Source organism: Nocardioides oceani, assembly GCF_030412965.1.
In the GTDB taxonomy this organism is placed as follows: Bacteria; Actinomycetota; Actinomycetes; order Propionibacteriales; family Nocardioidaceae; genus Nocardioides; species Nocardioides oceani.
Genome location: NZ_JAUHJQ010000011.1, coordinates 59,088 through 82,092, shown reverse-complemented (window position 1 = coordinate 82,092; position 23,005 = coordinate 59,088). Strand labels below are relative to the sequence as shown.

Genomic DNA, 23,005 nt, shown 5'->3' with positions numbered 1-23,005 from the left:
CCCAATGTCATCGGGTTTCCTGCCCGCCGTCTTCGGCGCCCTCATCGTCATAGGCCTGATCGGCATGGTCTACGCGATGATCCCGGCGCCGCCCAAGCCGCCGAAGCCGGCCCGGACCACCACCCCGTTCGGACGGCTCGGGAGCTGGTTCGTCCGGCTCGACCGTCGTACCCGAATGCTCATGATCGGCGGCGCCGTGGCCGGCCTCCTGGTCGCGCTGGTGACCGGCTGGGTGATCGCCATCGTCCTCGTCCCGGCCGCGATCGTCGGCATCCCGCTGCTGCTCACGCCGCCGCCGGCCGCCGCCAGCATCGAGAAGCTCGAAGCGCTCGAGGAGTGGACCCGGTCCCTGTCCGGCAAGCTGACCGCCGGGCAGTCCCTGCGCTCGGCACTCATCAAGTCGCTGCAGTCGACACCGGAACCGATCGAGCGCGAGGTCGGGCTGATGGTCTCCCGGCTGTGGAACAACACCTCCTCCACCGAGGACGTCCTGCGCGCCTTCGCCGAGGACCTCAACGACTCCACCGGCGACGTCGTGGCCAGCCAGCTGATCCTCGCCGCCAGCGGCCGCGGACAGGCCGGACTGTCGAAGGCACTGGACGCCCTCGCCGAGACCGTCGCGGCCGACGTCCGCGCTCGACGCCAGATCGCCGCCGACCAGGCCAAGCCCCGCACCACCGCCCGCACCGTCACCGTCATCACCCTCGGCGTGCTCGGCATCCTCGCCTTCACCGGCGACTACATCGAGCCCTACGGCACCCCACTGGGCCAGGTCGTCCTCGCCGTCCTGCTCACCGCCTACGTGGCCACCCTGCTCTGGATGCGACGGATGGCCGTCGCCAAGCCGCTCCCGCGCTTCCTCGACCTCCAGGCCCGCAACGCCCACCGCGCCGCCCAGCGCACAGCGCACAGCGAGAAGGAAGGAGCACTGGCATGACCGGCCTGCAGCTCGCGCTCGCCAGCGGCACCCTCCTCGGACTGGCCCTCGCCCTGCTCGTGTGGCGCCTCGCGCCCTCCGACCCCGACCTGGTCGACGCGCTGGACCGGCTCTCGCCCGACCACGTCGCGCCCCGCCGCGGCACCCCCGGCCTCGACGACACCGGCACCGACACCGGCTCGGCCGTCGACCGGATCGGCCTGTGGGCGATGAAGAACCTCCCCGGCGGCGCGTGGGCACACACGCCCCGCAAAGACCTGGCCATCCTGCACATCAGCGAGACCCGGTTCTACGGCGAGAAGGTCGTCTGGGCGCTCCTCGGCCTCGTCATGCCGCCCCTGCTGGCCACCTTCTTCTCGCTGATCGGGTTGCCCCTGCCGTTCGCGATCCCCACGCTCGGCTCGCTGGCCCTGGCTGCCCTGTTCTGGTTCATGCCCAACTACAACGCCACCGACGACGCCAAGAAGGCCCGCATCGAGTTCAACCGGGCACTCGGCGCCTACATCGACATGGTCGCCACCGGCGTCCGCGACGGATCCAGCGGCCAGCAGGCGCTGCGCTCGGCAGCCGAGGTCGGCGACAAGTGGGTGTTCAAGCGGATCGAGAGCGAGCTGCGCCGCGCCCGCTACATGACCCGCGCACCGTGGGACTCCCTGCACAGCCTGGCCGACGAGCTCGGCGTCCCCGAACTCGACGACCTCGCCGACATCATGCAGCAGTCCGGCCAGGACGGAGCCCAGATCTACAACAACCTCCGGGCCCGCGCCGCCGCGCTCCGCTCGGCGATGTCCAGCGCCGAGCTCGGCAAGGCCAACGCCGCCTCCGAGCGCATGTACATCCCGGCCAGCCTGCTCGGCATCGTCTTCATGGCGATCCTCGTCACCCCCTCGATGCTCCGCTTCGCCACCTGACCGACCTAACACCCATCCCACCTCGGATCGCCTAGACCGCACCCAAACAACCAAGGAAGGAAGACCCCCGATGTTGAAGCTCTTCATCGCCCTCCAGCTGGCGGCCATGGCGGCGCTCGCATCCCTCGAGAACCGCGTCACCAGACAGCGCGACGAGCGCGGCTCGGTCACGATTCAGGAGGTGCTCTGGGCGGTGGCCGCCATCGCCATCGTCGGCATCGTCGTCGCAGCCATCAGGGCCTTCGTGACAAGCGAGTCCGGCAAGATCAAGTAGGCAGGACCGAGTTCCGTCATGTTCGCCAGCTCTCAGCGCCGCAGCCGGGACGAGCGCGGATCAGTGACCATACAGATGGTGTTCTTGATGCCCGCGCTGTTCCTGCTGATGTTCCTCGGCCTCCAGGGAGCCCTGTACTACCACGCTAAGCAGGTAGCGCTCGCGGCCGCGCAGGAGGGCGCCCGCGAGGCAGGCAGCGAGACTGGAACCCGCGAGTCCGGCGTCTCCACGGCGAACACCTTCCTCAACCACGCCGGTGGCTCCGACGTGATGACCTCCACCAGCGTCTCCGGATCACGAACCACGACAACGGCAACGATCACCGTCAAAGGCAAGTCGCTGAGCGTGATCCCCGGCTGGCACGTGACCGTCAGGCAGAGCGCCAGTGTCCCGGTCGAAAGGCTGACCGAATGACCTGGCGAGTTCATGATTCTCGACGCCGCCGGGACGAGCGCGGATCCGTGGCCATCGAGGCCGCGATCGGCGTCCCGGCCTTCGGCCTGTTCATCGCGATGATCATCCTCGGCGGACGCGTCGAGATCGCCAAGCAGTCGGTGGAGGCCGCCGCCTACGAGGCAGCTCGAGCAGCGTCCATCGAGCGGACCCAGAGCGAGGCGATCAGCTCAGGCAAGGCTGCGGCCACCAGCAGCCTGAACGACCAGGGCCTGCAGTGCGCGACCACCAACGTCACAGTCAACGCCGCGGCGTTCAACGCCCCGTTGGGCACCACGGCCCAGGTGACCGCCAGGGTGACCTGCAAGGTCGACGTCGCCGACCTTGCCATCCCCGGTCTGCCCGGCACCAGGACGATCACCGCGACCGCCAGTAGCCCCGTCGACGCCTACCGGGAGCGCCGATGATCAGCCAGCTGCGCCGCCTGCGCCGCCTCGGAACGCGTGGTGCGCGCGGTGAGCGCGGCTCCATCAGCGTCTGGTTCGCCACCGCGTCCTTCGTGATGATCATCCTCGTCGGGATGGCCGTCGACCTCGGCGGCAAGGTCCACACCCAGCAGCAAGCGCGCAGTGCCGCATCCCAAGCCGCCCGCACCGGCGCCCAGGAGGTCCAGGGCTCCACCGCGGTGCGCGGTGAGGACCTCCGGGTCGACATCAACGCCGCCAAGGCCGCCGCCCAGGACTACCTCCACGCCGCCGGCGTGGAAGGAACCGCGCGCGTCGTCAACGGCGACACCTTGATCGTCACCACCACCGACACCTACACCAGCAAGTTCCTCGGGATTATCGGCCTGGACTCCATGCAGGTCACCGGGGAGGCGTCCGCGCGGCTCATCCGCGCCGAAGGAGGCATCGAGAGATGACTACGCCCACCCACCCCACCATCGGCCAGCGACTCACCGGCCTCGCCGCCTCGCTCGCCGTGCTGGGCATCGTCCTCGGCCTGCCCGCTCTCTTCCTCGCGATCGGCGCCAGCCCGATCCCCGACCAGATGCCCACCCTGGGCAGCGTCAAGAACGCGCTCCTGGCGCCCGACGACGGCACGCTCGTCCTCGGCCTGTTCAAGGTGATCGGCTGGGTCGCCTGGGCGTTCATGGCCCTGAGCCTTGTTGTGGAGGCCATCGCAGCGCTCCGCAAGGTCCAGGCGCCCCAACTGCCGGGTCTGGGTAGGCCCCAGGCAGCAGCGCGCGGCCTCATCGGTCTGGCCGCACTGCTGTTCATCGCCGCCCCCATCGCCACGCAGGCAGCAACGATCAGTTCGGCCGCCGCGGCCCCGGCGACGGTGGGGCGCGTCACGGCCGGCGCCGACCACGCCTCACAGCAGGGACCCGCCCGCCAGGGCGTCAAGGCCGAGACGACGCAGGAGCGCCAGGGCCCCAAGACCGTCGACCACGCCGTGAAGCCGGGGGAGAGCCTGTGGTCGATCGCCGAGGACCACTTCGGCGACGGAGCCCGCTACAAAGAGATCGCCGAGCTCAACCGCGACCTGCTCGGCAACCAGCCCAGCTTCCTCGAGCCCGGGTGGGTGCTCAAGCTGCCGGCGCCCGCCGACGCAGCACCGGCGCACGGCTACACCGTGCAGCCCAACGACACCCTCAGCGACATCGCGCACGACAAGCTCGGAGACGCCGACCGGTGGCCGGAGATCTACACGGCCTCCACAGCTATCACCCAGCCCGGCGGAGTCCATCTGACCGACCCCGACGTGATCGAAGTGGGCTGGAAGCTCAACGTCCCCGGCGCCGAGACGCCGGCCGACGACCGCCAAGACCAGCCGCAGCCGCGCGAGGACAAGCCGCAGACCCCAGCGGAGCCGAAGGACGAGCAGCCGCCGGTCGACCCGCCGGCCGAAGAAACCCCGCCGGTCGCCGAAGAGACCCCGGCGCCGGAGACCGCCGCACCCGAGGTCCCGCAGGCCGAGGAGCCGGCGGCGCCGGTCGCCGACGTCGACCAGGTCGACGACACGGACGACTCGATCCTCGAGGCACCCTGGGTCCTCGCCGGTCTCACCGGCGGGGGCGTCCTGCTGTCCGGTGCCCTGCTCATGGCCCTGCGGTCTCGCCGGCGCTCCGCCTTTCGGAACCGGCCGCCCGGGCGCGCGATCGCCGCCCCGCCGCCCGAGCTCGCGCCGGTGGAGATGACCCTGAACGCGACCGGTTCCGCCGCGGCCGCTACCGTGGAGTTCGCCGACGAGGCCCTGCGACGCCTCGCGGCCGCGGTCGGTGCCCAGGGCACCACGCTGCCGCCGCTGGCCGCGGTGGAGCTCGGTCACGGCAAGCTGACGCTGCATCTGAGCGCTCCGGCCGCCGTTCCCGCTCCCTGGGTGGGCAGTCCCGACCAGACCCACTGGCAGGTCACCACCGACACCGCGTTCGAGGACCTCGGTCCCGACACCGGCAACGTCGAGCCGCCCTACCCGCTGCTGGCCACCATCGGCATGAGCGACACCGGCGAGACCTGGCTGCTGAACTGCGAGGAGCTCTCCACGCTGACCATCAGCGGTGACCCCACCTACGCGCGTGACTTCGCCCGCCACCTCGCCGCCCAGCTGGCCGTCAACCCGTGGTCGCGTCGCGTCCAGGTCGACTGCATCGGCGTGGCAGAGGAGACCGTCGCTATGGACGAGCGGATCAGCTACTACCCGACCGGCGCGGCCGGGACGCCCGCGACCGCGGAGATCCTCGCCGCGGCGGTGACTACCGTTGATCGGGCGAAGCGACACGACACCGATGTGTCCACGGGCCGCACCGGCAGCGTTGACGACGACACCTGGCCCGCGCGGATGCTGCTGCTGGACGCGGCGGCCGGCGACCCCGACGACCTCGAGCAGCTGCTGCAGCTGGTCAACGACCACGTCGGTCAGTCCGCGACCTCCATCGTGGTCGCCGGCGAGCGCCCCAACACTCCCGGTGCGGCGCTGCACATGACCAACACCGGCCGCGTGATCCTTGAGCACGCCGACCTCAACCTGATCGCGGTCGGGCTCACCAGCGACGAGGCCCGCGGCTGCGCCCTGGTCTATGCCCAGAGTGAGACCCCGGAGTACGTCGACACCCCGGTGGACGAGACCGCCACCGACGGCTGGGAGGCCTACACCGACTCCTCCGGGGCCCTGCGCCGCGAGTACACCCTGCCGCGCAACACCCCCGAGGATGCCGTCGACGAGCCGATGTCCTCCCTGCTCGAGGGCGAGGACGAGGAGTACATCCGCGAGAGCGCGATCGTGCAGGAGGACCTCGAGGCCCTGGCCCCCAAGGTGCCCGCGCACGTCCGCGCCGAGGTCGAGGAGAAGGACCCCACCCTCGACCAGGACATCGCCGACTGGTTCTCAACCGACTGCGACCGTCCGCGCCTCACCCTGCTCGGCCCGGTCACCGCACGCACCCACGGCAAGGCACTCGCCAAGCGCAAGCCCTACTTCACCGAGCTGCTGGCCTTCCTCGCCCTGCACCGCAAGCACGGCGCCACCCGCGAGCAGATCCGCGACGCGTTCTCGATCTCCGACGGCAAGGTCCGCGACTACACAAACATCGTGCGCGACTGGCTCGGCCCGAACCCCCGCACCGGCGAGGACCACCTGCCCTACGCGGACAAGGCACCGGCGGCCAAGGTCACCGGGGTCAACGTCTACCAGGTCGACGACGGACTGCTCGTCGACCTCGACCTCTTCCTCCGCCTCCGCAAGCGCGGACAGGCCCGCGGCGGAGCCGAAGGTGTCGCGGACCTGTGCACCGCGCTCGAGCTGGTCGGAGAGGCGCAGCCGTTCAGCCAACTGCGTGAGGAAGGGTGGGCTTGGCTCGCCAACGAGCCCGACCGCGTCGACCTCATGGCGGGTGGCTGGATCGCCGACGTCGCCCTCATCGTCGTCACGGAGGCCCTCGCCGCCGGCGACCTGGTGAAGGCCCGCTCCGCGGCGTACGTCGCCAACCGGGCCGACCCCGACGGCGAGAGCACCCGCCTGTGCCTGGCCCACGTCATGAAGGCCGAGGGCGACCAGCTCGAGGCCGACCGGATCCTGCGCGAGGAGATCTGCAACCGGTCCGACGACGGCGACGCGCCCATGGAACTGTCGGAGCGCACGAAGACAATCATCCGTACGCACGGCTGGCTCGCGAGCTGACTCGGGGAAGGGAGCACCAGCACGTGGCAACGTTCGACCAGGAGATCACCGGCCGCTACGCCGCGGCCGGCGCCGACCACGCCGACCTTGACGCCCGCCGCGTCGCCCGGGCCGTGTTCGTGCGCGACACCATCCGAACCCTCTACAACGCCGACAAGAAGTTCGGGTTCGACCCGGCGGACAACGGCTCGCTGGCCGAGCTCGTCGACGCCGCCGAGGAACACCTCGAGCACATCGCCAACGACGTCAGCCAGCGATCCGTCATGGCCCCGCCCACCCACAGGAGGAGACACCGCATGAGGAAGCACCACTCCGCACTCGGGGGAGTGGCCCTCGCCCTCGCCCTGGCTCTCACGGGCTGCGGCGGCGACGACAACGAGCCCACGGTCCAGGAGACCCCGAGCCAGTCCCCGTCACCGACGCCGCCCACCGCCTCGCCGACTCCGAAGACAGATGAGGAGAAGGCGGCCGCACAGCTGACGAAGTACCTCGAGGCGCGCGACGACTTCTACCGTGCCGTCACGATCGACTTCAAGCGCCTCAACCCGGTGGCAACGGGGGACGAGTTCCTCAAGATCCAAGAAGCTGTTGTCACCCTCAAGCGGTACGACATCAAGGTCACGGGGGAGTACGTGCACACGCTCGCCGAGCCGCGCCGCCGATCGGACTCGATGATCCTCATCATCGACTGCGAGGATCGAACGGATGTCGTGGAGCGCAACAAGGACGGCAAGAAGATCAAGCACACCGATCCGAACGGTGACCCGCTGCGCAACCCTGTCCCGATTGAGTACACGGTCGTTCGCGACAAGGGCGCGTGGAAGGTCTCCAACTCCGACGTCAAGTGGGATCAGTCATGCTGAGGCGAATACTCGCGCTCGTGCTGGCGGTTCCCGCGGCGTTCGTAGTCGTCGTCTTGACCGCCACGAGCGCGAGCGCGGACTGCCAGGAGATCTACAACCCGGAGACGGGTCAGTTCGAGCTCGACTGCTCGGATGGGGGCGGTGACCCAGGGGGTGGCGGCGAGGAACCTGGTGGGGGCTCTTCGACCTGCAACTACAACGGTCGGGAGATCCCGTGCACCGGCCCGATGGGGTCCGTGTGGAGCAGCGTCCACGAGTGCTGGATCGGGCCGTCGGCTGAGGAGATCGGCGACAAGCTTGAGCCGCCTCCTGGTCAGACGAACGAGGACGGTGCGTGGCGTATGTGCTTCTTCCCGCCGCCGGGATCATCGTGGGAGTACACATGGGTGCAGACCGGCGAAGTAGGAATCGATCCGGTGGTGCTCGCCAACCGGGCGATCGCCTCAATGGATCTGGACCCCATCAAGATCGGCATCGTCCCCGAATCTGCACCGAACCGCGCTGGTCTGGTTGGGCTGCCGGTGTGGATGTGGGTCGACAGCCCGACCGACGACACGTTCGGCCCGATCACTGCATCGGCCAGCGAGGGATCGGTCTCGGTCAGTGCCACCGCCAGCGTCTCCAGCATCGTGTGGGACATGGGGGACGGGACGAAGGTGAACTGCACCGGCAAGGGCACCCCGTACGCCGATCACTACGGCAAGCAGGACTCGCCGACCTGCGGGCACCGCTACGCGAAGATGTCGACGGACCAGCCCGAGGGCGCCTACCAGGTCACTGCCACGAGCCACTGGGTTGTCGAGTGGACCGGTGGTGGCCAGTCCGGAACCATCGAGTTCGACCTGACCACCAACCCGCTGCCGATCCGCATCGGCGAGGCACAGGTGCTGACCCAATGACGTGGCAAGGGCATGAAGAACGTCTGGGGTCGCCTCACCGAGCTCCCGAGGGTGTGAGTTCGTCGCCGAGCCGGCGGTGGTCGTGGAGGGCGAGCTCGACGACCACCCGGCCGAGTGGATCGCACGTATGGCCCGCGACGGTGAGGCGATCGTGGCCGCGGAGAAGCAGGGGCCGGGCGGCTTCCTCGACCTTCGCTGAGTGGAGCGCCACCTGGCACCTGAGCGGCGTTCCGGTCGCGACCTACATGAGCCCACGCGGCGTCGGCGTCACCCCCTAGCTCCGCGTCAGAATCAGGTCCCCCATCCTCGAGTATGGACGGGGGCCTGTTCTCGTTTCTCCGGCGGCATAGCGGCGGGACGGCTCGGGCGATAGCCGGCCCGATGGGGTGCCCGATGCAAGGGGAAAGCCCCAGGCGTCTCGGGTCATGACGGGCTGCGCTCCGACATCGCGGCGAGCGAGCTCGCCGACTACTGCCTCCACGCCCTCAGCGCGGCGGCGAAGGCACCAGATGATTCCGCGGCGACGCGCTTGGTCGAGCTGACCATGCGTTCGCTCCGTGCCGATCCAGAGGTCTCGTAGCGCACCCGACGAGACGGTTAAACCTGGTCGAGGAGCGCTGCGAGTTGCCGGCGCGCTGCCGTCGTGCGCGCGACCTCGAAGCAGACTCGGACGACTGCCGGTTCGGTACGGGCGACCGCGTCTAGGGCAACATCCAGGAGCTCGCATGCTTCGGGATCCAGTGCAGCGGCCTCGAGGTGCTCGAGCTCCTCGGCGGTGACGGCACGCGTCCGTGCCGCTCGGACAGCAGCCGCCGCCTGGGAGACGACGTCGTGAACGGCGTCGCTCGCGAGGCTTGTGATGACGTCGTCGAAGTGTTGCCAGTCGCTGGGCGGGTCGGGCGTGACCGAGCGTCCTTGAGCCCGCTTGGCTTCGGCCAGCATGCGTACGTCGGGGCTGGTCGGCGTCTTCTTCGCGGCATCTCGGATGTGGGCCTGCATGGCTCCGGCGTTGGTCCGGCTGCTCGTGTCTCCGCCGAGGGCTTCGCGAAGATGGTCGCGAACTTGGCAGCGCAGGTCGTCGTCGATTTCGCTGAGTCGCATGACGAGCGGAACGAGGTCAGGTATCGCCTGGGGTGCGGGATACTCCACCACCTTCATTGCCAGGCCCATGAGCTGTTTGAGACGCCGCGGCCGAGAAGCAGCCATGCCGTCATCGAGCATGTCCCAGGCGAGGTAGAGCCCGACGGGGGCGATCGAGGAAAACCTGTCGGCGACGCCGTCGTCGAGGCTCGCCACTAGTTCGAGCAGGGCGTCGTGCTGGTGGGTCTGTGGCTCGGCGAACAGGCGGCCGGCTGCGAACAACCAGGTGTTGCGCCAGTGCGGGCTGGGGGCCAGGGCTCGCAGGCGATCCAGAACGACGTCGAGTTCGCCCGTCGTGATGCGCCGAGCTGCCATGAGTTCTTGAAGCGAGCGCACGTCGAAGCCGTAACCGTCTCCTCGTGGGACAAGCAGGACCAGGCGATGTGTTGCGGCGCGAACGATCCGTTCGAGGAGCTGCGCATCCTTGCCTGACGGCGAGTAGCCCTCATCGGCAAGAACGTGCCAGGCGATCGCGGAGAGGTCTTCCTCCGACATGAATGCTGTTCCTCCGTCTGCGGATTCGCTGCGGCGTTGGAGCTCGAGGCCGACGCGTTCGTGAAGGTCGAGGACCTGCGGAGCGTGCTCGCGCAAGAGCTCGGCGAATCGTGTGTTCTCCTTGGTCTGTTCGCGCCGAGCAACGACGTCGTAGTACCGCCAGAAGAGGTTGAATCGGTCCGGGTCGAAGGGGCCGGCGCCCTCGGCGATGATCGACATGATCTGCACCTGGAGCGGGGTGCGCAGCAGGTGCCGCAATGCGTCGTTGTTGGCGGCGTCCTTCAAGATGCCGTCCACGCGCGCGATCCTGGCGCTGTCGTTGCGTAGGCGGATCTGGGTGACCAGATGCCCGTAGGCGAGCGCTTCGGCGGTCTGTAGATCGGTGAGGTCGATGCGGTCAAACTGCTCAGCCGACATCTCGTCGACGTAGCCACTCGGGCGAGTCGTGACCAGGACGAACACGTCGGAGTCGTCCGCTTCTGCATCCGCGACGAACTCGTGCACTGCGCCGATGACCCACTTGCGCACGGCCGGTTCGGAAACCTCGTCGAGCCCGTCGAGGGCGACGAACCATGGCCAGGTGTTCATCCACTCCTTGAGCAACCACGGCTCGAGCTTGCGGGTGTAACCCTGCGCAGTGAGGTCCTCGGCGATCCAAGCGAGCAGCGACTGTCGGCCGCCGGCGACGAAGCGTTTGGCGAACTCGGCCAGGTCGACCCGCACGGCCCACCGCCGGTGGCTGGGCAACGCGCGTTTGAGAAGCCGGAGCTTTTCGGCGGTTCCGTCGATGACGGCGCGGTGGTCGTCGCCGAGGTTGTTGGCGTCGGCGAGCATGGCGGCTCGGTAGGCCTGGACGAGGAAACGGGTAATAGTCGTCTTGCCGTTGCCCGGCGCGCCGGTCAGGACGATGTGGCGAGGCTTGGGGAGGGTGGCGATCGACGGCTTGAGCGCGTGCTCCCCTCGGTCGAGCACGTACTGAACGGCACGCGCAGCTTCATTGGTCGAGCGCACGCGGACCGGTAGGTCAACCACGATCCGATCCAGCGGCACCCCGCCCCCGTCACCGCCGGCTTCATCGAAATAGATGTTGCGGTCTCGGACCAGCGAGTTCCGTGCATGGATCTGCAGAGCGGGTTCGAGGTCCTTGGCGGGCAGGTCAGCGCGCAGTGCCACCAAGTCTGCGAGGACGTCACCGGTGGTGAGGAAGCCGTCATAGGCGCGCCGGACACCGTCGTGGATGTCGAACCAAGAGTCGACCTGGTTCCCGTCGATAAGGCGCCACTTCTTGAGTGGCTGCAGACGCTGCCTGCGAGTCTGGCGCTCGTAGCGTCCGGGACCGTCGTCGAGACTGCGGTCATTGAGTTCGGTGAAGAAGCCGGAGATCTTCTCCTCGACGTAGGCGAGGCCCCCGTCCACAGGGTCGGGTGAGAGCCGTACGTTGGAGACGAAGACGAGATATTTCGGCACTTCCAGACGGTTCGAGTCCGGGTTGGCCCACTCGTTGAGCTCGTTGCGGATCTGGTCCCACAGCCATTGCGCGTCGGCCTTGGTGCCCAGTGGCCGCTCCCTGTGCTTGACCTGGAAGACCGTATGGCCATCCCAAGCTTCGCCAGGCTTCTCTGGAGTCCCGGACCAGACGACAACTCCGCGCGCCTCCATGTCGCGGCCGCCGTCCTTGCCGCGCCCGAGTCGGCGCACGACAGGGCCGAATTGGGCGATTACGAGAGCTGCTGCGGCATCCTGAAACCCCAGCGGTCCGAGGCGCTGCAGGTCATAGGTCACTTACGCAAACTCCGTTCTGGTCTCGTGCAACCTAGCCGCTGCGTCCGACATCCAGGCGCCTGATCGGCCAGGTTCCAGCGGGTCCACGATGCTGCCATCCGGCAGCGGTCAAGTCCGGTGAACCGGCCCTACTGGCCAGAATGTCTACCGAACCAGTGTTCTTGAGGCGAAAGTTCGATCGCCTCGCTTTGGCTGCATCTCGACAATCGGGGCTGCGCAAGGGGTTGGCCAGAAACTTCTTCAACTTTCGGGGGGACGCCTCTGACCTGCGCAAACGCGCGTCCCCCTCAGTGTCCCCCCTCGAGATCAGGGGTTTGGGGGGACGGATGCGGGGACGCCCGCTCGCGACCTTTCTGCCGTGCACAGCCACGGACGAAAGGAGCGAGCGCGATGAGTGTGGGCGACCAGCTCGGCCTCGACGACAACAGCGAACTGCTCGACCAAGCCCGCCAGAAGTGGCCGGCCTGGGTGGCCGCCGATCCGCGCCTCGATGTGGTCGACGACTTCGACGACCTCCGCTCCTGGCTACCGACGGTGGACCACGAAACCTCCGACCAGGTCCTCCTGGCGCTGGCCATGCTGGCGGCCCCCGACGGCGGCGACAACATCGCCGCTGCGGCCGCTCTGGCCAAGTGCCTGCTGCCCGGCGCCTGCCGGCTCGCTGGCTGGCTGAGCACCCTCCCGCCGCGCGAGGTCTTCCGCGACAGCCAGCCAGTCATGGCGGGCACCTGGTCGGCGGTCGAGCGTGTCGACGAGCTCGTGGCTTCGCAGCTGTGGATCGAGGTCCGCACGTTCAAGTGGCGCCGGCTCCGGAAGGTCGCGTCCAACATCTTGATCAACACCCGAGTCGGCGTGCTCCGCGAGGTCGGCGACTTCTTCTACGTCTCCCGGGCCGACCGCACTTGGGCGAACACGACCCTCGTCGAGTCCTTCTCGGCCGGCGACATTACGAGCGCCGACGGCGGTGCCGGCTACTCGGCCGAGATGCGGACCGAGCGGGCCTCCGACGCCCTGTTCCACCGCCCCGAGATCCTCGCCGACGCCGGACCCGAGCAGGAGGAGCCGTCGGCCACCGAGGAGCTCCTGGAGCTGCTCGCGTGGGCGTGCGACCACGAGGTCATTAGCCCCGCGGACCGGTACCTGCTGCTGTGCCTGGTCGAGGAGGCCGACCGGGTCGAGACCCGACGTCTGGCGCGCGGGTACGGCGGCCTGCTCAGCAACGAGGTGTCCAGCCGGGTCGCGCCCCGCATCGGGGTCTCTGAGGCAACCGTCCGTCGCCACGGCTAGCGCACCGTGCGCGCCCTCGCCGCGGCCGCCCCGAGGAGGTTCGGCCATGACGAATAGGCCCGGACCTGATCGCTTCCGCCGCCCCGCGGCACATAGGCAACTGGAGGTGGTGAAGCCCATGACGAACACCCACGACGGCGAGACCCGGACGCCGGAGCAGGTCGCCGAGCTGTTCGCGATCGCCGGGCGCGAGACCGAGGCGATCGAGCAGCTGACCGGCTGCGTCGCCCAGCTGCACGACGTCCAGGCCGCCAAGGCTCAGCTGGCGACCCTGACCCCGGCCGAGGTCCGCGCCGCACTCGAGTTCCGCCGCGGCACCATCGGGGAGGCCCAGTGAGCACCCAGACCTCGAGCCGCCCGGTCGGCGTCGACGAGCTCAAGCGCGCCTGGCACGCCGTGAACGCCGGCGAGTTCCGAACCGGCCCCGGCGCCGGCAAGGGCCCCCGCGGCCGCGGCACCGCCGCCGAGGACGACTGGACCCCGGCCGACGGCGAGCACACCATCGCCGTGATCGGGTCCGCAGGCTCGGTCGGCACGAGCACCGTCGCCCTGGCCACCGGCCTCGCTGCAGCCGCACCGGTCCGCGTCATCGAGTGCTGCTCGGTCACCGCCTCCGGCCTCGCCGCGGCGAGCACCGCCGAGCTCGGCCTGCACCCGACCGACTGGCGTCAGGGCAAGCGCGACCACGTCCTGCTCGAGCGCGCCAGCGAGGTCCTCGCCGGCGTCGACGAGGTCCCGCTGCCCACCGACGCTGAGAACGAGACCCAGCTGACGATCCTCGACATCGGCTGGGAGGCCGGCCAGCTGCTGGCCACCGACTGCTGGCTCGCCGAGGCCGTCCGCGCCGCCGACCAGGTCGTCCTGGTCACCACCGCCACCGTCCCCGGGATGCGCCGCGCCGGTGTCGTCATGGACCTCCTCGCCGGCCACTGGCAGCCCGAGCAGATCGCCCTCGCCGTCCGCGGCCCGCGCCGCAAGAAGTGGCCCCGCGGCCTCGAGCACGCCGGCGGCCCCGCAGTACGTCGCGTCCTGGACGCGGACCGGTGCGTGGAGATCCCCGAGGACCGCGACCTCGCGGTCAATGGCCTGGACTCCCGGCCCGTCCCGGCCCCCCTGATCTCGGCAGCACGTCAGCTGCTCGAGCCCCAACACCTGTCCACCGACACCAGCGAAAGCGCCTGACCCGCCCGGGTCAGCAACCCCAGAAAGGAAGTCCACCCATGGACGTCATGACCGCACTCCTCCCGATGGCCGCCCAGGTCTGCCCGAAGGCGCCCCCGGGTGCTGTCGGCCCCACCAACGAGATCACCAGCTACGTGCTGTGGGGCGTGATCGTCCTGTTCGGTCTCGGCATCATCATCGCGATCGGCGCGATCATCGCCGGCCGGGTGTTCTCCCTGCCGCACGCCTCCAAGGTCGGCGTGATCTCGGTGGTGGTCGTGTTCGCCTGCGCGATCGCCTACCTGGTGCTGCCCGGGATGCTCAACGGGATCCTCGGCAGGGGCTGCATCTGATGCGGCGCGCAGCCACGAAGAAGGCAGAAGGCACCAGCGAGTGGAGCCGGCGCCGGTTGCTCGGCATCCTTGCCGCCGCCGTCGCCGTGGCTGCGCTCCTGCTCGGCGGCCTCGTGTATGCGGTCTACCTGGCGGTCTCCGGTATCGGTGGCGAGGCCAGCGCGAACACCGGCGTGGCCACCGGCGAGACCGAGCGCTCGACGGTGGCCCGAGGTGCCGCGCATCGCGACGAGATCGCGGCCGAGCCGATGCTGACCGTGCCCGAGAGTGCGGCCTTCCCGGCCGAGACCACCAGCGCCAAGGCCCCGGAGATCAAGATCCCGACCGGGACGGGCGTCAACGGACCCGCGTTCGTGATGACCGGGTTCCCGCAGACCCCGGAGGGCGCGATCGGCCAGCTGGCCCAGATCGACCTCGCGGTGCTGCAGTCGATGAGCCTGAGCACCGCCGAGGAGGTCTACAACGCCTGGGCGCTGCCCGGCGGGGTCCGGGCGGAGGACTGGTGGATCACCGCCAGCGTCCGCGCGTTCCTCTCCAGCACCGGGATGGGCGAGGTCAAGGACCCCAGCGCCTCGGTGTCGCTGGAGCCGGCCGCCGCGCTCGTCAAGGGCACCGACGGCCCCGACTGGGCCACGGTCTGCGTGCTGATGAAGGTCAGCGCCACCTACAAGTCCGAAGGCCAGATCGCCTTCGCGCACTGCGAGCGCATGCAGTGGGTCGGCGGCCGCTGGATGGTCGCCCCCGGCGCCCCGCCGGCACCCGCGCCAGCGACCTGGCCCGGAACCCAGCTGGCACACGAGGCCGGCTGGCGCACCTGGTCCACCGACCACACCGAACCCATCAACCCCGGCGACCACGGCGACCACGGACACCACGAAGGGGAGCACTGAGATGAGCAACCGCATGAACGACTCGATGGGGGAGTCCCGCACCACTCTGCTGCGCGTGGGCGTCCTGGTGGTGATCGCCGCACTGGTGGCGACCGCCGTCTGGCTCGGAGCGCGCGGCCGGGCCGATGACGACGACGACACCGACAAGACCAGCGGCGACTCCTCGAGCCAGACCGGGCAGCAGGGGCAGAACGTCTCGGTCGACCTGGTCGCCCCGGAGACCGCCCCCGCGGACGGCGTGGTGATCCCGACCGGAGCCGGCCAGGTCGACGGCTACCCGACCCGGTTCCAGCAGACCGACCTGGGCGCGGTCGCACTGCAGGTCGAGGTCGCCAAGGCGCAGGTCGGGTTCGACTACGACCAGGCCGCCGCCGTCGCCGGCCTGTACGCCAACCCCGAGGACAAGGCCGTCTTCGAGCAGCGCGCCCGCGACGCCGTCGCACTGCGCCGCCAGCAGGCCGGCGTCCCGAAGGAGGGTGACGTCCCCCCGCCCGCGTCGTACGCCGTGACGCCGATCGCCTACACCCTCGAGGAGCTCGACACCGGCTACTACGCGGTGAACCTGCTCAGCTACGTCACCCTCACCACCGCCAACGGCAAGGTCAGCGACGGCCTCTACGCCGGCACCCAGCTGATGCGGTGGCTCGAGGTCGACGGCGTGGGCGACTGGCGCCTGGTCCAGGGCAGCGATGAGGACATCGAGCACCTGGTCTCCACCGGCCAGCCCAAGGCGGTCGCGCCCGGCACACGTGCGTACAAGCAGGCCGGCTGGATCCCGATCAACGGAGCCCCCCAGTGACCGCCGGCGACCTCTTCCGCCGGGTGACCCGGCTGGGCATCGGCGCCCTGGCGGTCCTGGTCAGCACCACGCTCCTCGGGGCGGCCATGGCGATCCAGCCGCCCGCCGCGGCCGCGGCCGAGCCGCCGACCGCCACGGCGCACGTCGCCACGGTCGAAACCGCCGGCCAACTGCCGGCCCGCAACGTCAAGATGGGCTGCCCCGGCCCCGACGCGCTGTGCGACCTCGGCGGCGACGCCGTCGACTGCGCCAAGGACCCGATCGACTGCGGCAAAGACGCCGCCGGCGGCGTCAAGGACGGAGCCGGCAACCTGATCAACGGCGCCGGAGACGTCCTCGACGGGGCCGCCGGACTGCTCCCCGACGGCTGCGGCATCCTCGACGCGATCTGCGACGGCGGACTCCCCGGGCTCCCGGGCCTGCCGGGCGTCCCCGGCCTGCCCGGGATCCCCGGCCTCCCGAACGTCGGCGACCTGTTCGGCGGCGGCATTCCGGGCCTCGGCGACATCCCCAACCCGTTCGAGGCCATCGGCGACGTCATCGCCAAGGCTGCGGCCGACGCCTGGACCGCGGCCATGCTCGCGGTCTGGAACTCCGGCCTGTTCGTGCTGCGCATCGTGCTCACGTTCAGCGAGCTGTTCTTGACCCCCGACCTGCGCGCCGACGGACCCGGCAAGGACGTCTACGCCTTCACCCTCTGGCTCGCGCTCGCCCTGGTGGTCATCTTGGCGATGATCCAGCTCGGTGCCGCGGCCTTCAAACGCGAAGGCAAGGGGCTCGCCCGGGCATTCATCGGCGCCGGCCAGTTCGTCTTGGTCTGCGCCTGCTGGTTCGGCTACTGCGTGATGATCGTCGCCGCGTGCGGCGCCATCACCAAGGCGCTGATGAAGTCGCTGCTCAAGGTGCAGATCTGGCCCGACTGGGACCCCCTGGGCGGCCTCGGTATCGACGACATCACCGACGCCGGCGTGGCCACCGCGCTCGCCTTCCTCGGCATCTTCTTGTGGCTGGCCGCGATCGGGCACGTCCTGGTCTACCTCGCCCGCGCGGCGTCGCTGCTCGTGCTGACCGCCACCGGCCCGCTCTCAGCGGCCGGGCTGGTCTCCGACTTCACCCGCTCCTGGTTCTGGAAGAGCCTGCGGTGGTTCCACGCCGCGGCGTTCACCCCCGTGCTGATGGTGATGGTGCTGGGCATCGGCGTTCAGTTCGCCAACGGCGTCGCCGCCCACCTCGCCGACGACACCGCCAAGGCGTTCGGCACCGCACTGCCCGCGGTGATGACGATCCTGATCAGCGTCGTCGCGCCGCTGGCCCTGTTCAAGCTCCTGGCCTTCGTCGACCCCGGCACCCCCAGCGGGGCCTCGTTCCGGCAGGGCATGGCCATTCAGGGCGGCCTCCAGGGCCTGCTCAGCGGCGGCGGTGCCGGCGGCGGCTCCACGGCCGCGTCGACCACCGACGGCAACGGCCGCTCCTCGGGTGAGCAGAGCGCCGAGGCCTCGACCGGCGACCGGTTCAACAAGTCCACCCAGGGCGTCCTCGGCAGCTTCGGCCCGGTCGGGCAGGCGCTGTCGACCGGCATGGGCTGGATCAACTCCGCCGGCGCCAAGGCCACCTCCCTGATGTCGGACGAGACCAACCAGGCCGGCGTCGGGCAGAGCACCTACGGCCCCGACTTCAGCGGCATGGGTGGCCGACAGTCCGGTGGCCACTCGGGTGGCCAGTCCGGCGACCAGAGCAGCGGCACGCACCCCGGCTCCCAGAACAACGGCGACGACGACCCGCCGCCGAACCCGCCCATGCCGCCGGCACCGCCGACTCCACCGACGCTGCCCACCGGTGGCGCACCGGGCGGCGGCTCGGGTGGCGGCCAGAGCGGTTCCGGAGGAGCCGCAGCTACGCCCAAGACTCCCGCCGCCGGTGGCGGGGGAGCAGCCGGAGGTGCCGGCGGGGCTGGTGCGGCCGCCGGCGGGTTCCCACCGGTGGCGGTGTAGCCGATGCGCCCCACCACCTGCCCCCAACCCCGATCGACCTCTACTGACCCGGAAGGAAGCCGACGATGAGCATCTACGCCGACTACCAGCGCGACCGCATCGGCTGGTTCTTCGGCCTCTCCGGAGGCCAGCTGATGTTCCTGGCGCTGGCCAGCCTGCCGGCGTTCTGGGCGATCAGCCGCGGAGCGTGGTTTTCCGCGTTCCTGTTCGCGCTGGTTTGGCTGTTCCTGCTGGGCATCACCGTGATCCCGGTCCGGGGCCGCTCGGCCACCGGCTGGGTGTTCGCCTCGAGCATGTACGCCGTCGGCGGGCTGCTCGGCTGGACCTCCTTCCGCGCCAAGGCGGCCCAGGGTCGCGCTGAGGACCTCGGCACCCCCGACCTGCCCGGGGTGCTGCAGGGCATCAAGATCCACGACGGCCCGCCGCACGGCTCGCAGCTGCAGCGCGTCGGTGTGATCCACGATGACGCCACGAAGACCTGGGCGGTCACCGCCGCGGTCGTCCACCCCGGCATCGCCATGTTGGACACCGAGGAGCGCAGCCGTTACGGCGAGGCGCTGGCCGGGCTGCTTGATGTCGCCGGCTGCACCGAGAAGATCGACGAGATCCTGTTCATGGTCCGCACCGTCCCCGAGGACGGTGCCGAGCGCGAGCTGTGGGTCACCAAGCACCGCCGCGGCAACGCGCCGGAGCTGTCCGAGGTCGTCAACAGCGACCTGGCGGTGGGCCTCACTCAGGCGTCGGTGCGCACCGAGCAGTTTGTCACGATCGTCGTCCCGGAGACCCGGATCGCCCGGTCGGCCAAGGAGTCCGGTGGCGGGTTCGAGGGCCGATGCCGCGAGCTCTACCTGCTCATGGCCGAGATCGAGGCCCAGCTCCGCGGCCCGATGGGCATGACGTCGGTCCGCTGGCTCACCTCACCGGAACTCGCCCTGGCGTCCCGGACCGGGTTCGCCCCCGGCGACCGCGCCAGCATCGTCGAGGCCCTCGCCATGCGGGAGAAGGACCCGAACGTGAACGCCGACGTGCCCTGGGCGCTGGCTGGCCCCTCGGGCGCCGACGCGACAGTGCGGCACTACAGCCACGACGCGTGGAACTCGATCAGCGCCACCATCAAGCTCCCGACCCGCGGCGTCGCGATGGGCGCACTCGCGCCGATCCTCACCCCCAGCGAGTCGGGGGAGCGGCGCTCGTTCGTCGTCGCCTTCCCGATCGTGTCCCAGTCCAAGGCCGACCGGCAGTCCGGCAACGCCGAGTGGGCCGCGGACCTGGCCGAGGGCATGAACGAGAAGCTCGGCCGCAAGACCCGTGCCAAGCAGCGGGACGAGGCCCACAAGGCCCGCGGCCTGGACGCCAAGCTTGCCCGCGGCAACGCGCTGGTCCGGCCTTACGCGGTCTGCACCGTCACGGTTCCCAAGACGCTGCGAATCACCGAGTTCGGCCGCCGCCTGGACGCCTCGATCCGTCGCGCCGGGTTCGCGCCGCTGCGACTCGACCTCGCCCAGGACGTCGGCTTCGCCGCCTCGACCATCCCCGTCGGGATGAGCCTGACCCGGAGCGGAGACGCCTGATGCCCACCACCACCCGCCGGAACCGTGGCAGCGGCCGCGACATGGCCGCCCTGCTGTCGGACTTCGGCCACGACCTGCCCACGATCCCCACGCTCGCGCCGGAGGCCAAGGAGCCCCGGATCTTCAAGTACGCCCCGCGCCGCGGGGCCGCGCGCCGCGGGCGCGGCTGGGCGCCCGCCTCCGCCCCGGCGCAGGCCTGGCGGATGACCAGCGACCAGGCGCCGGTGTTCTGGCCGTTCGTGTCCGCGCCGGCCCTGCCCCCGACCGGGGCGCAGATGGGCGTCGACCAGCTCTCCGGCGGCTCGTTCTACTGCGACCCATTCGGGTGGGTGCTGCGCGACGACGTGCCGGCGACCAACCCCAACATCTTCCAGTTCGCCAAGCCGGGAAGCGGCAAGTCCGGCACCACCAAGGCGTTCTGTACCCGGATGATGCCGTTCGGCTACCGCACCCTCGTCACCGGCGACGTCAAGGACGAGTACGAGTCGCTGTGCCGCGCGCTCGGTGTCGAGCCCTTCGTCATCGCCCCCGGCTTCTGGGCCCGGGTCAACCCGCTGTCCATGGGGCCGCTCGGCGACGCGTGGGAGAAGCTCTCGGCTGAGGAGGCGCAGCGCCGCGCCACCATCATCTTCAAGCGGTGGCTGGTCCTGGTCCGCGGCCTGGTCGGCTCCATGAAGATCGACGACGAGCGGCGGGTGCCCTTCGGCCCCGACGAGTCCGACGTCGTCCGCAACGCACTGGCGATCCTCACCGGGTACGCCGCCGGCAACACGGTGCTGCAGGAGACGACCATCCCGCGGCTGTGGGACCTGCTCCGCAACCCCACCGAGGAGCTCGTCCGGGCCTGCGAGTACGCGAACCCCCGCGTGTTCCTCGACGAGACCCGGCTGCTGCGCAACGCGCTCGGCGAGCTGGTCACCGGCACCCTGGCCGGCCTCTTCGACGACTTCACCAACATCGAGGTCGACTGGCGCGCCCCGATCCAGTCGTTCAGCCTCTCCCGGCTCGACGGCCTGGGCGACGAGGCCGTGGGCATCGCGCTGCTGTGCATGAACTCCTGGGGCCGCGGCCTGCGGGAGATCGCCGAGCCGGGCGACCTGCGCATCGTCGTGCGCGACGAGGTCTGGAAGCAGATGCGTCTCGGCACCGCCGCGGTGGCGAGCTTCGACGCCGACCTGCGGCTCTCCCGCGGTATGGCCGGCAAGGGCGGCGACATCCAGTTCTGCAACCTCCACAAGCCCTCCGACCTGCTCTCCGTCGGCGACGCCGACTCCCAGGCCGCGATGATCGCCAAGGACCTCCTCGAGCTGGCCGACATCAAGATCCTCGGCGCCCAGAAGCCCCGTGTCGCCCGCGAGCTCGACTCGATGCTCGGGCTCGGCCCGATCGCCCAGGACCTCGTCTCCGGGTGGGCGATGCAGGACAAGGGCCGCGCGCTGTGGTGCATCGGTGATGCCACCTACAAGGTCCAGACGGTGCTCCACCCGCTGGAGAAGAAGCTCTACTACACCAACGAGGCCATCGAGGCCGCTCTTTAGAAGTTCGCGCGAATTTTGACGGTTCTGCGACGAACCTGAGCATACGCAACGTCCTCGAGTGTGTGCGGACACTCAGGTTCGGAGAAGCCGGGGACGTGGCATTTCGTGTGCCAGATCTGGAGCCGCCACCGAGAAGGAGTAGCGGCGATCGGGCCGGCCCCGCGGGTTCACCGTTGGCGGTTCCCTATGCGGTGATGGGGCCCTCACACCTCCGAGGGCAGGCGTCCCCGCGAGTACGTCGTAGAGCGGAACCCAGATGCCGCGCCGCGACCGCGAGCATGTTGGGCGCGCTTGCACTGCACAGTGACCGGCCAAGTGTGCGGCGGAGGCCGCGACGCGGGCCCGGTCAGCCGGGGCCCGCGTCGTCGATCATGATTCCGGTTCTCGGTGAGACAGTGCTGTATGTCGTAGTTTGGACTGCCTGACCCACGCTGACCTACGGGTCGACCCCTTGTGCCGGCTTGGAACGAACGCACCCGGCCGTGGAGCTATGGCCACGAGGGTCACCGGACCGACCTCTACGCCAGATTGGCGAGGAGGTCGCGGCAGGCTTGTTCGCAGCGTCGGCAGGCTTCGGCGCAGATACGGCAGTGCTCGTGCATGTCGGCATGGCTTTCGCACTCGTCGCCGCATGCCTTGCAGGCGGTCGCGCAGGCTTCCAGGAACGCTCGGGCCACATTCGCGTCGTACCCGGTGTGGCGTGACAACGCGTTCCCGGTGGCGACGCAGATGTCGGCGCAGTCGAGATCAGTACGAATGCACTTGGTCAATTCGGCGACCATGTCCTCCGACAGACACGCGTCGGCACACGCGGTACAAATCTGTGCGCACTCGAAACAGGCCGCGATGCACTCGGCCAGCTTTTCCTTGTCGATGTTGCCCAAGTCCTTCGGGTAAGCCTCCAGCATCTTGGTGTGAGCCACGGTTCCTCCTCTGGTTACGGCGGCGGGGTCATCCCGGCATGGTGCTCTTGATCCGCCGCTCTCCTGACGTCTGTACCCAACCGGACGAGCATCATCCGCATAGCCGCACGGATATCGGGTACTTCCGCGGGGTGACTGACGACCATCCGGTCCGCGCTCGCGTAGACGCGCCCGACCAGAACACTGGTGGCGGCGACCGGCACCAGCACCCGGTCGATCCGAGACGGGTTGCCTTGGCCCGCGAGCGCCTGCCGTCGGCAGAGGAGGGAGACCGGCTCACCAGCGTGCTCTCGCTGATGGCCGATCCCACCCGGGCACGACTGTTGTACGCGCTTGACGTGGTCGAGGAGCTTTGTGTGGGCGACCTCGCCATTGCGTTGTCGGTGAGCGAGGACGCAGTCTCCTACGGACTTCGGGTGCTGCGTACCGCCGGGCTGGTGAGACGACGCAAGGAGGGCCGGATCGTGTACTACCGGCTCGCAGAGGGCTTTCCCGAGCCACTTCGTCAGCACTGTCTACGTCAGCTCATCGAGATGTCTCGCGCTCCGATCGAGGACGACGACGTCTGACGCCGAGCTGAGCGACATCAACTACCGCAACTGACCCCCATCGGAAAGGG

21 protein-coding genes are annotated in these 23,005 nt (G+C 69.8%); 19 read left to right on the top strand and 2 right to left on the bottom strand.

Annotated features, from left to right (window positions below; translation table 11 throughout):
• The first annotated feature begins 4 nt into the window (after positions 1-4).
• The 9 genes from QWY28_RS19970 to QWY28_RS19930 all read left to right on the top strand — a co-directional run bounded on the left by QWY28_RS19970 (position 5) and on the right by QWY28_RS19930 (position 8,456).
• Positions 5-937 carry a type II secretion system F family protein gene (locus tag QWY28_RS19970; RefSeq protein ID WP_300954445.1) on the top strand — a complete coding sequence of 311 codons (933 nt, stop codon included), beginning with the start codon at positions 5-7 and terminating at the stop codon, positions 935-937.
• Positions 934-1,848 carry a type II secretion system F family protein gene (locus QWY28_RS19965; RefSeq protein ID WP_300954444.1) on the top strand — a complete coding sequence of 305 codons (915 nt, stop codon included), beginning with the start codon at positions 934-936 and terminating at the stop codon, positions 1,846-1,848. Before QWY28_RS19970 ends, QWY28_RS19965 begins: the two co-directional genes overlap by 4 nt.
• Before the next feature lie 70 nt (positions 1,849-1,918).
• On the top strand, positions 1,919-2,122 hold the full coding sequence (locus QWY28_RS19960) for a hypothetical protein (protein ID WP_300954443.1): 204 nt from the start codon (positions 1,919-1,921) through the stop codon (positions 2,120-2,122).
• Positions 2,123-2,185: 63 nt separating this feature from the next.
• The gene (locus QWY28_RS19955; RefSeq protein WP_300954442.1) at positions 2,186-2,536 is read left to right on the top strand and encodes a TadE family protein; all 351 of its coding nucleotides are present in this window, start codon (positions 2,186-2,188) and stop codon (positions 2,534-2,536) included.
• 47 nt (positions 2,537-2,583) lie between these two features.
• Positions 2,584-2,982, top strand: a complete 399-nt coding sequence (locus QWY28_RS19950) for a TadE/TadG family type IV pilus assembly protein (protein WP_300954441.1) — start codon at positions 2,584-2,586, stop codon at positions 2,980-2,982.
• Positions 2,979-3,437 (top strand): TadE/TadG family type IV pilus assembly protein, encoded by a 459-nt coding sequence (locus tag QWY28_RS19945; protein ID WP_300954440.1) that lies wholly within the window; start codon positions 2,979-2,981, stop codon positions 3,435-3,437. Before QWY28_RS19950 ends, QWY28_RS19945 begins: the two co-directional genes overlap by 4 nt.
• Entirely contained in the window at positions 3,434-6,694 is a 3,261-nt protein-coding gene (locus QWY28_RS19940; RefSeq protein WP_300954438.1) for a LysM peptidoglycan-binding domain-containing protein, read from the top strand. The genes QWY28_RS19945 and QWY28_RS19940 overlap by 4 nt, the downstream gene beginning before the upstream one ends.
• 23 nt (positions 6,695-6,717) lie before the next feature.
• Positions 6,718-7,557: a hypothetical protein gene (locus QWY28_RS19935; RefSeq protein WP_109691876.1), complete on the top strand. Its 840-nt coding sequence runs from the start codon at positions 6,718-6,720 to the stop codon at positions 7,555-7,557.
• Positions 7,558-7,574: 17 nt separating this feature from the next.
• The gene (locus QWY28_RS19930; protein ID WP_141003371.1) at positions 7,575-8,456 is read left to right on the top strand and encodes a hypothetical protein; all 882 of its coding nucleotides are present in this window, start codon (positions 7,575-7,577) and stop codon (positions 8,454-8,456) included.
• Between the two features lie 597 nt (positions 8,457-9,053).
• Here the strand turns inward: QWY28_RS19930 and QWY28_RS19925 are convergent.
• Positions 9,054-11,873: an NACHT domain-containing protein gene (locus QWY28_RS19925; protein WP_300954435.1), complete on the bottom strand. Its 2,820-nt coding sequence runs from the start codon at positions 11,871-11,873 to the stop codon at positions 9,054-9,056.
• Between the two features lie 390 nt (positions 11,874-12,263).
• Here QWY28_RS19925 and QWY28_RS19920 point away from each other — a divergent pair, with 390 nt between their 5' ends.
• The 9 genes from QWY28_RS19920 (at position 12,264) to QWY28_RS19880 (ending at position 21,463) form a co-directional block, all read left to right on the top strand.
• Positions 12,264-13,160 (top strand): hypothetical protein, encoded by an 897-nt coding sequence (locus QWY28_RS19920; protein WP_300954433.1) that lies wholly within the window; start codon positions 12,264-12,266, stop codon positions 13,158-13,160.
• A gap of 118 nt (positions 13,161-13,278) precedes the next feature.
• Complete coding sequence (locus tag QWY28_RS19915; protein WP_300954432.1) at positions 13,279-13,497, top strand: hypothetical protein; 219 nt, start codon at positions 13,279-13,281, stop codon at positions 13,495-13,497.
• A complete protein-coding gene (locus tag QWY28_RS19910; RefSeq protein ID WP_300954431.1) occupies positions 13,494-14,342 on the top strand; it encodes a hypothetical protein in 849 nt (282 codons plus the stop codon). Before QWY28_RS19915 ends, QWY28_RS19910 begins: the two co-directional genes overlap by 4 nt.
• 38 nt (positions 14,343-14,380) lie before the next feature.
• The gene (locus QWY28_RS19905) at positions 14,381-14,674 is read left to right on the top strand and encodes a hypothetical protein (RefSeq protein ID WP_300954430.1); all 294 of its coding nucleotides are present in this window, start codon (positions 14,381-14,383) and stop codon (positions 14,672-14,674) included.
• Positions 14,674-15,564, top strand: a complete 891-nt coding sequence (locus QWY28_RS19900) for a hypothetical protein (RefSeq protein WP_141003351.1) — start codon at positions 14,674-14,676, stop codon at positions 15,562-15,564. Before QWY28_RS19905 ends, QWY28_RS19900 begins: the two co-directional genes overlap by 1 nt.
• A 1-nt stretch (position 15,565) precedes the next feature.
• On the top strand, positions 15,566-16,363 hold the full coding sequence (locus QWY28_RS19895; protein WP_300954428.1) for a hypothetical protein: 798 nt from the start codon (positions 15,566-15,568) through the stop codon (positions 16,361-16,363).
• Positions 16,360-18,354 (top strand): type IV secretion system protein, encoded by a 1,995-nt coding sequence (locus QWY28_RS19890; protein ID WP_300954427.1) that lies wholly within the window; start codon positions 16,360-16,362, stop codon positions 18,352-18,354. Before QWY28_RS19895 ends, QWY28_RS19890 begins: the two co-directional genes overlap by 4 nt.
• A 65-nt stretch (positions 18,355-18,419) precedes the next feature.
• Complete coding sequence (locus tag QWY28_RS19885; RefSeq protein WP_300954426.1) at positions 18,420-19,925, top strand: SCO6880 family protein; 1,506 nt, start codon at positions 18,420-18,422, stop codon at positions 19,923-19,925.
• Complete coding sequence (locus QWY28_RS19880; protein WP_300954424.1) at positions 19,925-21,463, top strand: putative type IV secretion/conjugal transfer ATPase; 1,539 nt, start codon at positions 19,925-19,927, stop codon at positions 21,461-21,463. The genes QWY28_RS19885 and QWY28_RS19880 overlap by 1 nt, the downstream gene beginning before the upstream one ends.
• Before the next feature lie 518 nt (positions 21,464-21,981).
• On the opposite strand, the gene QWY28_RS19875 is transcribed toward QWY28_RS19880, so the two are convergent.
• Positions 21,982-22,386 carry a four-helix bundle copper-binding protein gene (locus tag QWY28_RS19875; protein ID WP_300954423.1) on the bottom strand — a complete coding sequence of 135 codons (405 nt, stop codon included), beginning with the start codon at positions 22,384-22,386 and terminating at the stop codon, positions 21,982-21,984.
• Positions 22,387-22,424: 38 nt separating this feature from the next.
• Here QWY28_RS19875 and QWY28_RS19870 point away from each other — a divergent pair, with 38 nt between their 5' ends.
• A complete protein-coding gene (locus QWY28_RS19870) occupies positions 22,425-22,955 on the top strand; it encodes an ArsR/SmtB family transcription factor (RefSeq protein WP_224126685.1) in 531 nt (176 codons plus the stop codon).
• Positions 22,956-23,005: the final 50 nt, after the last annotated feature.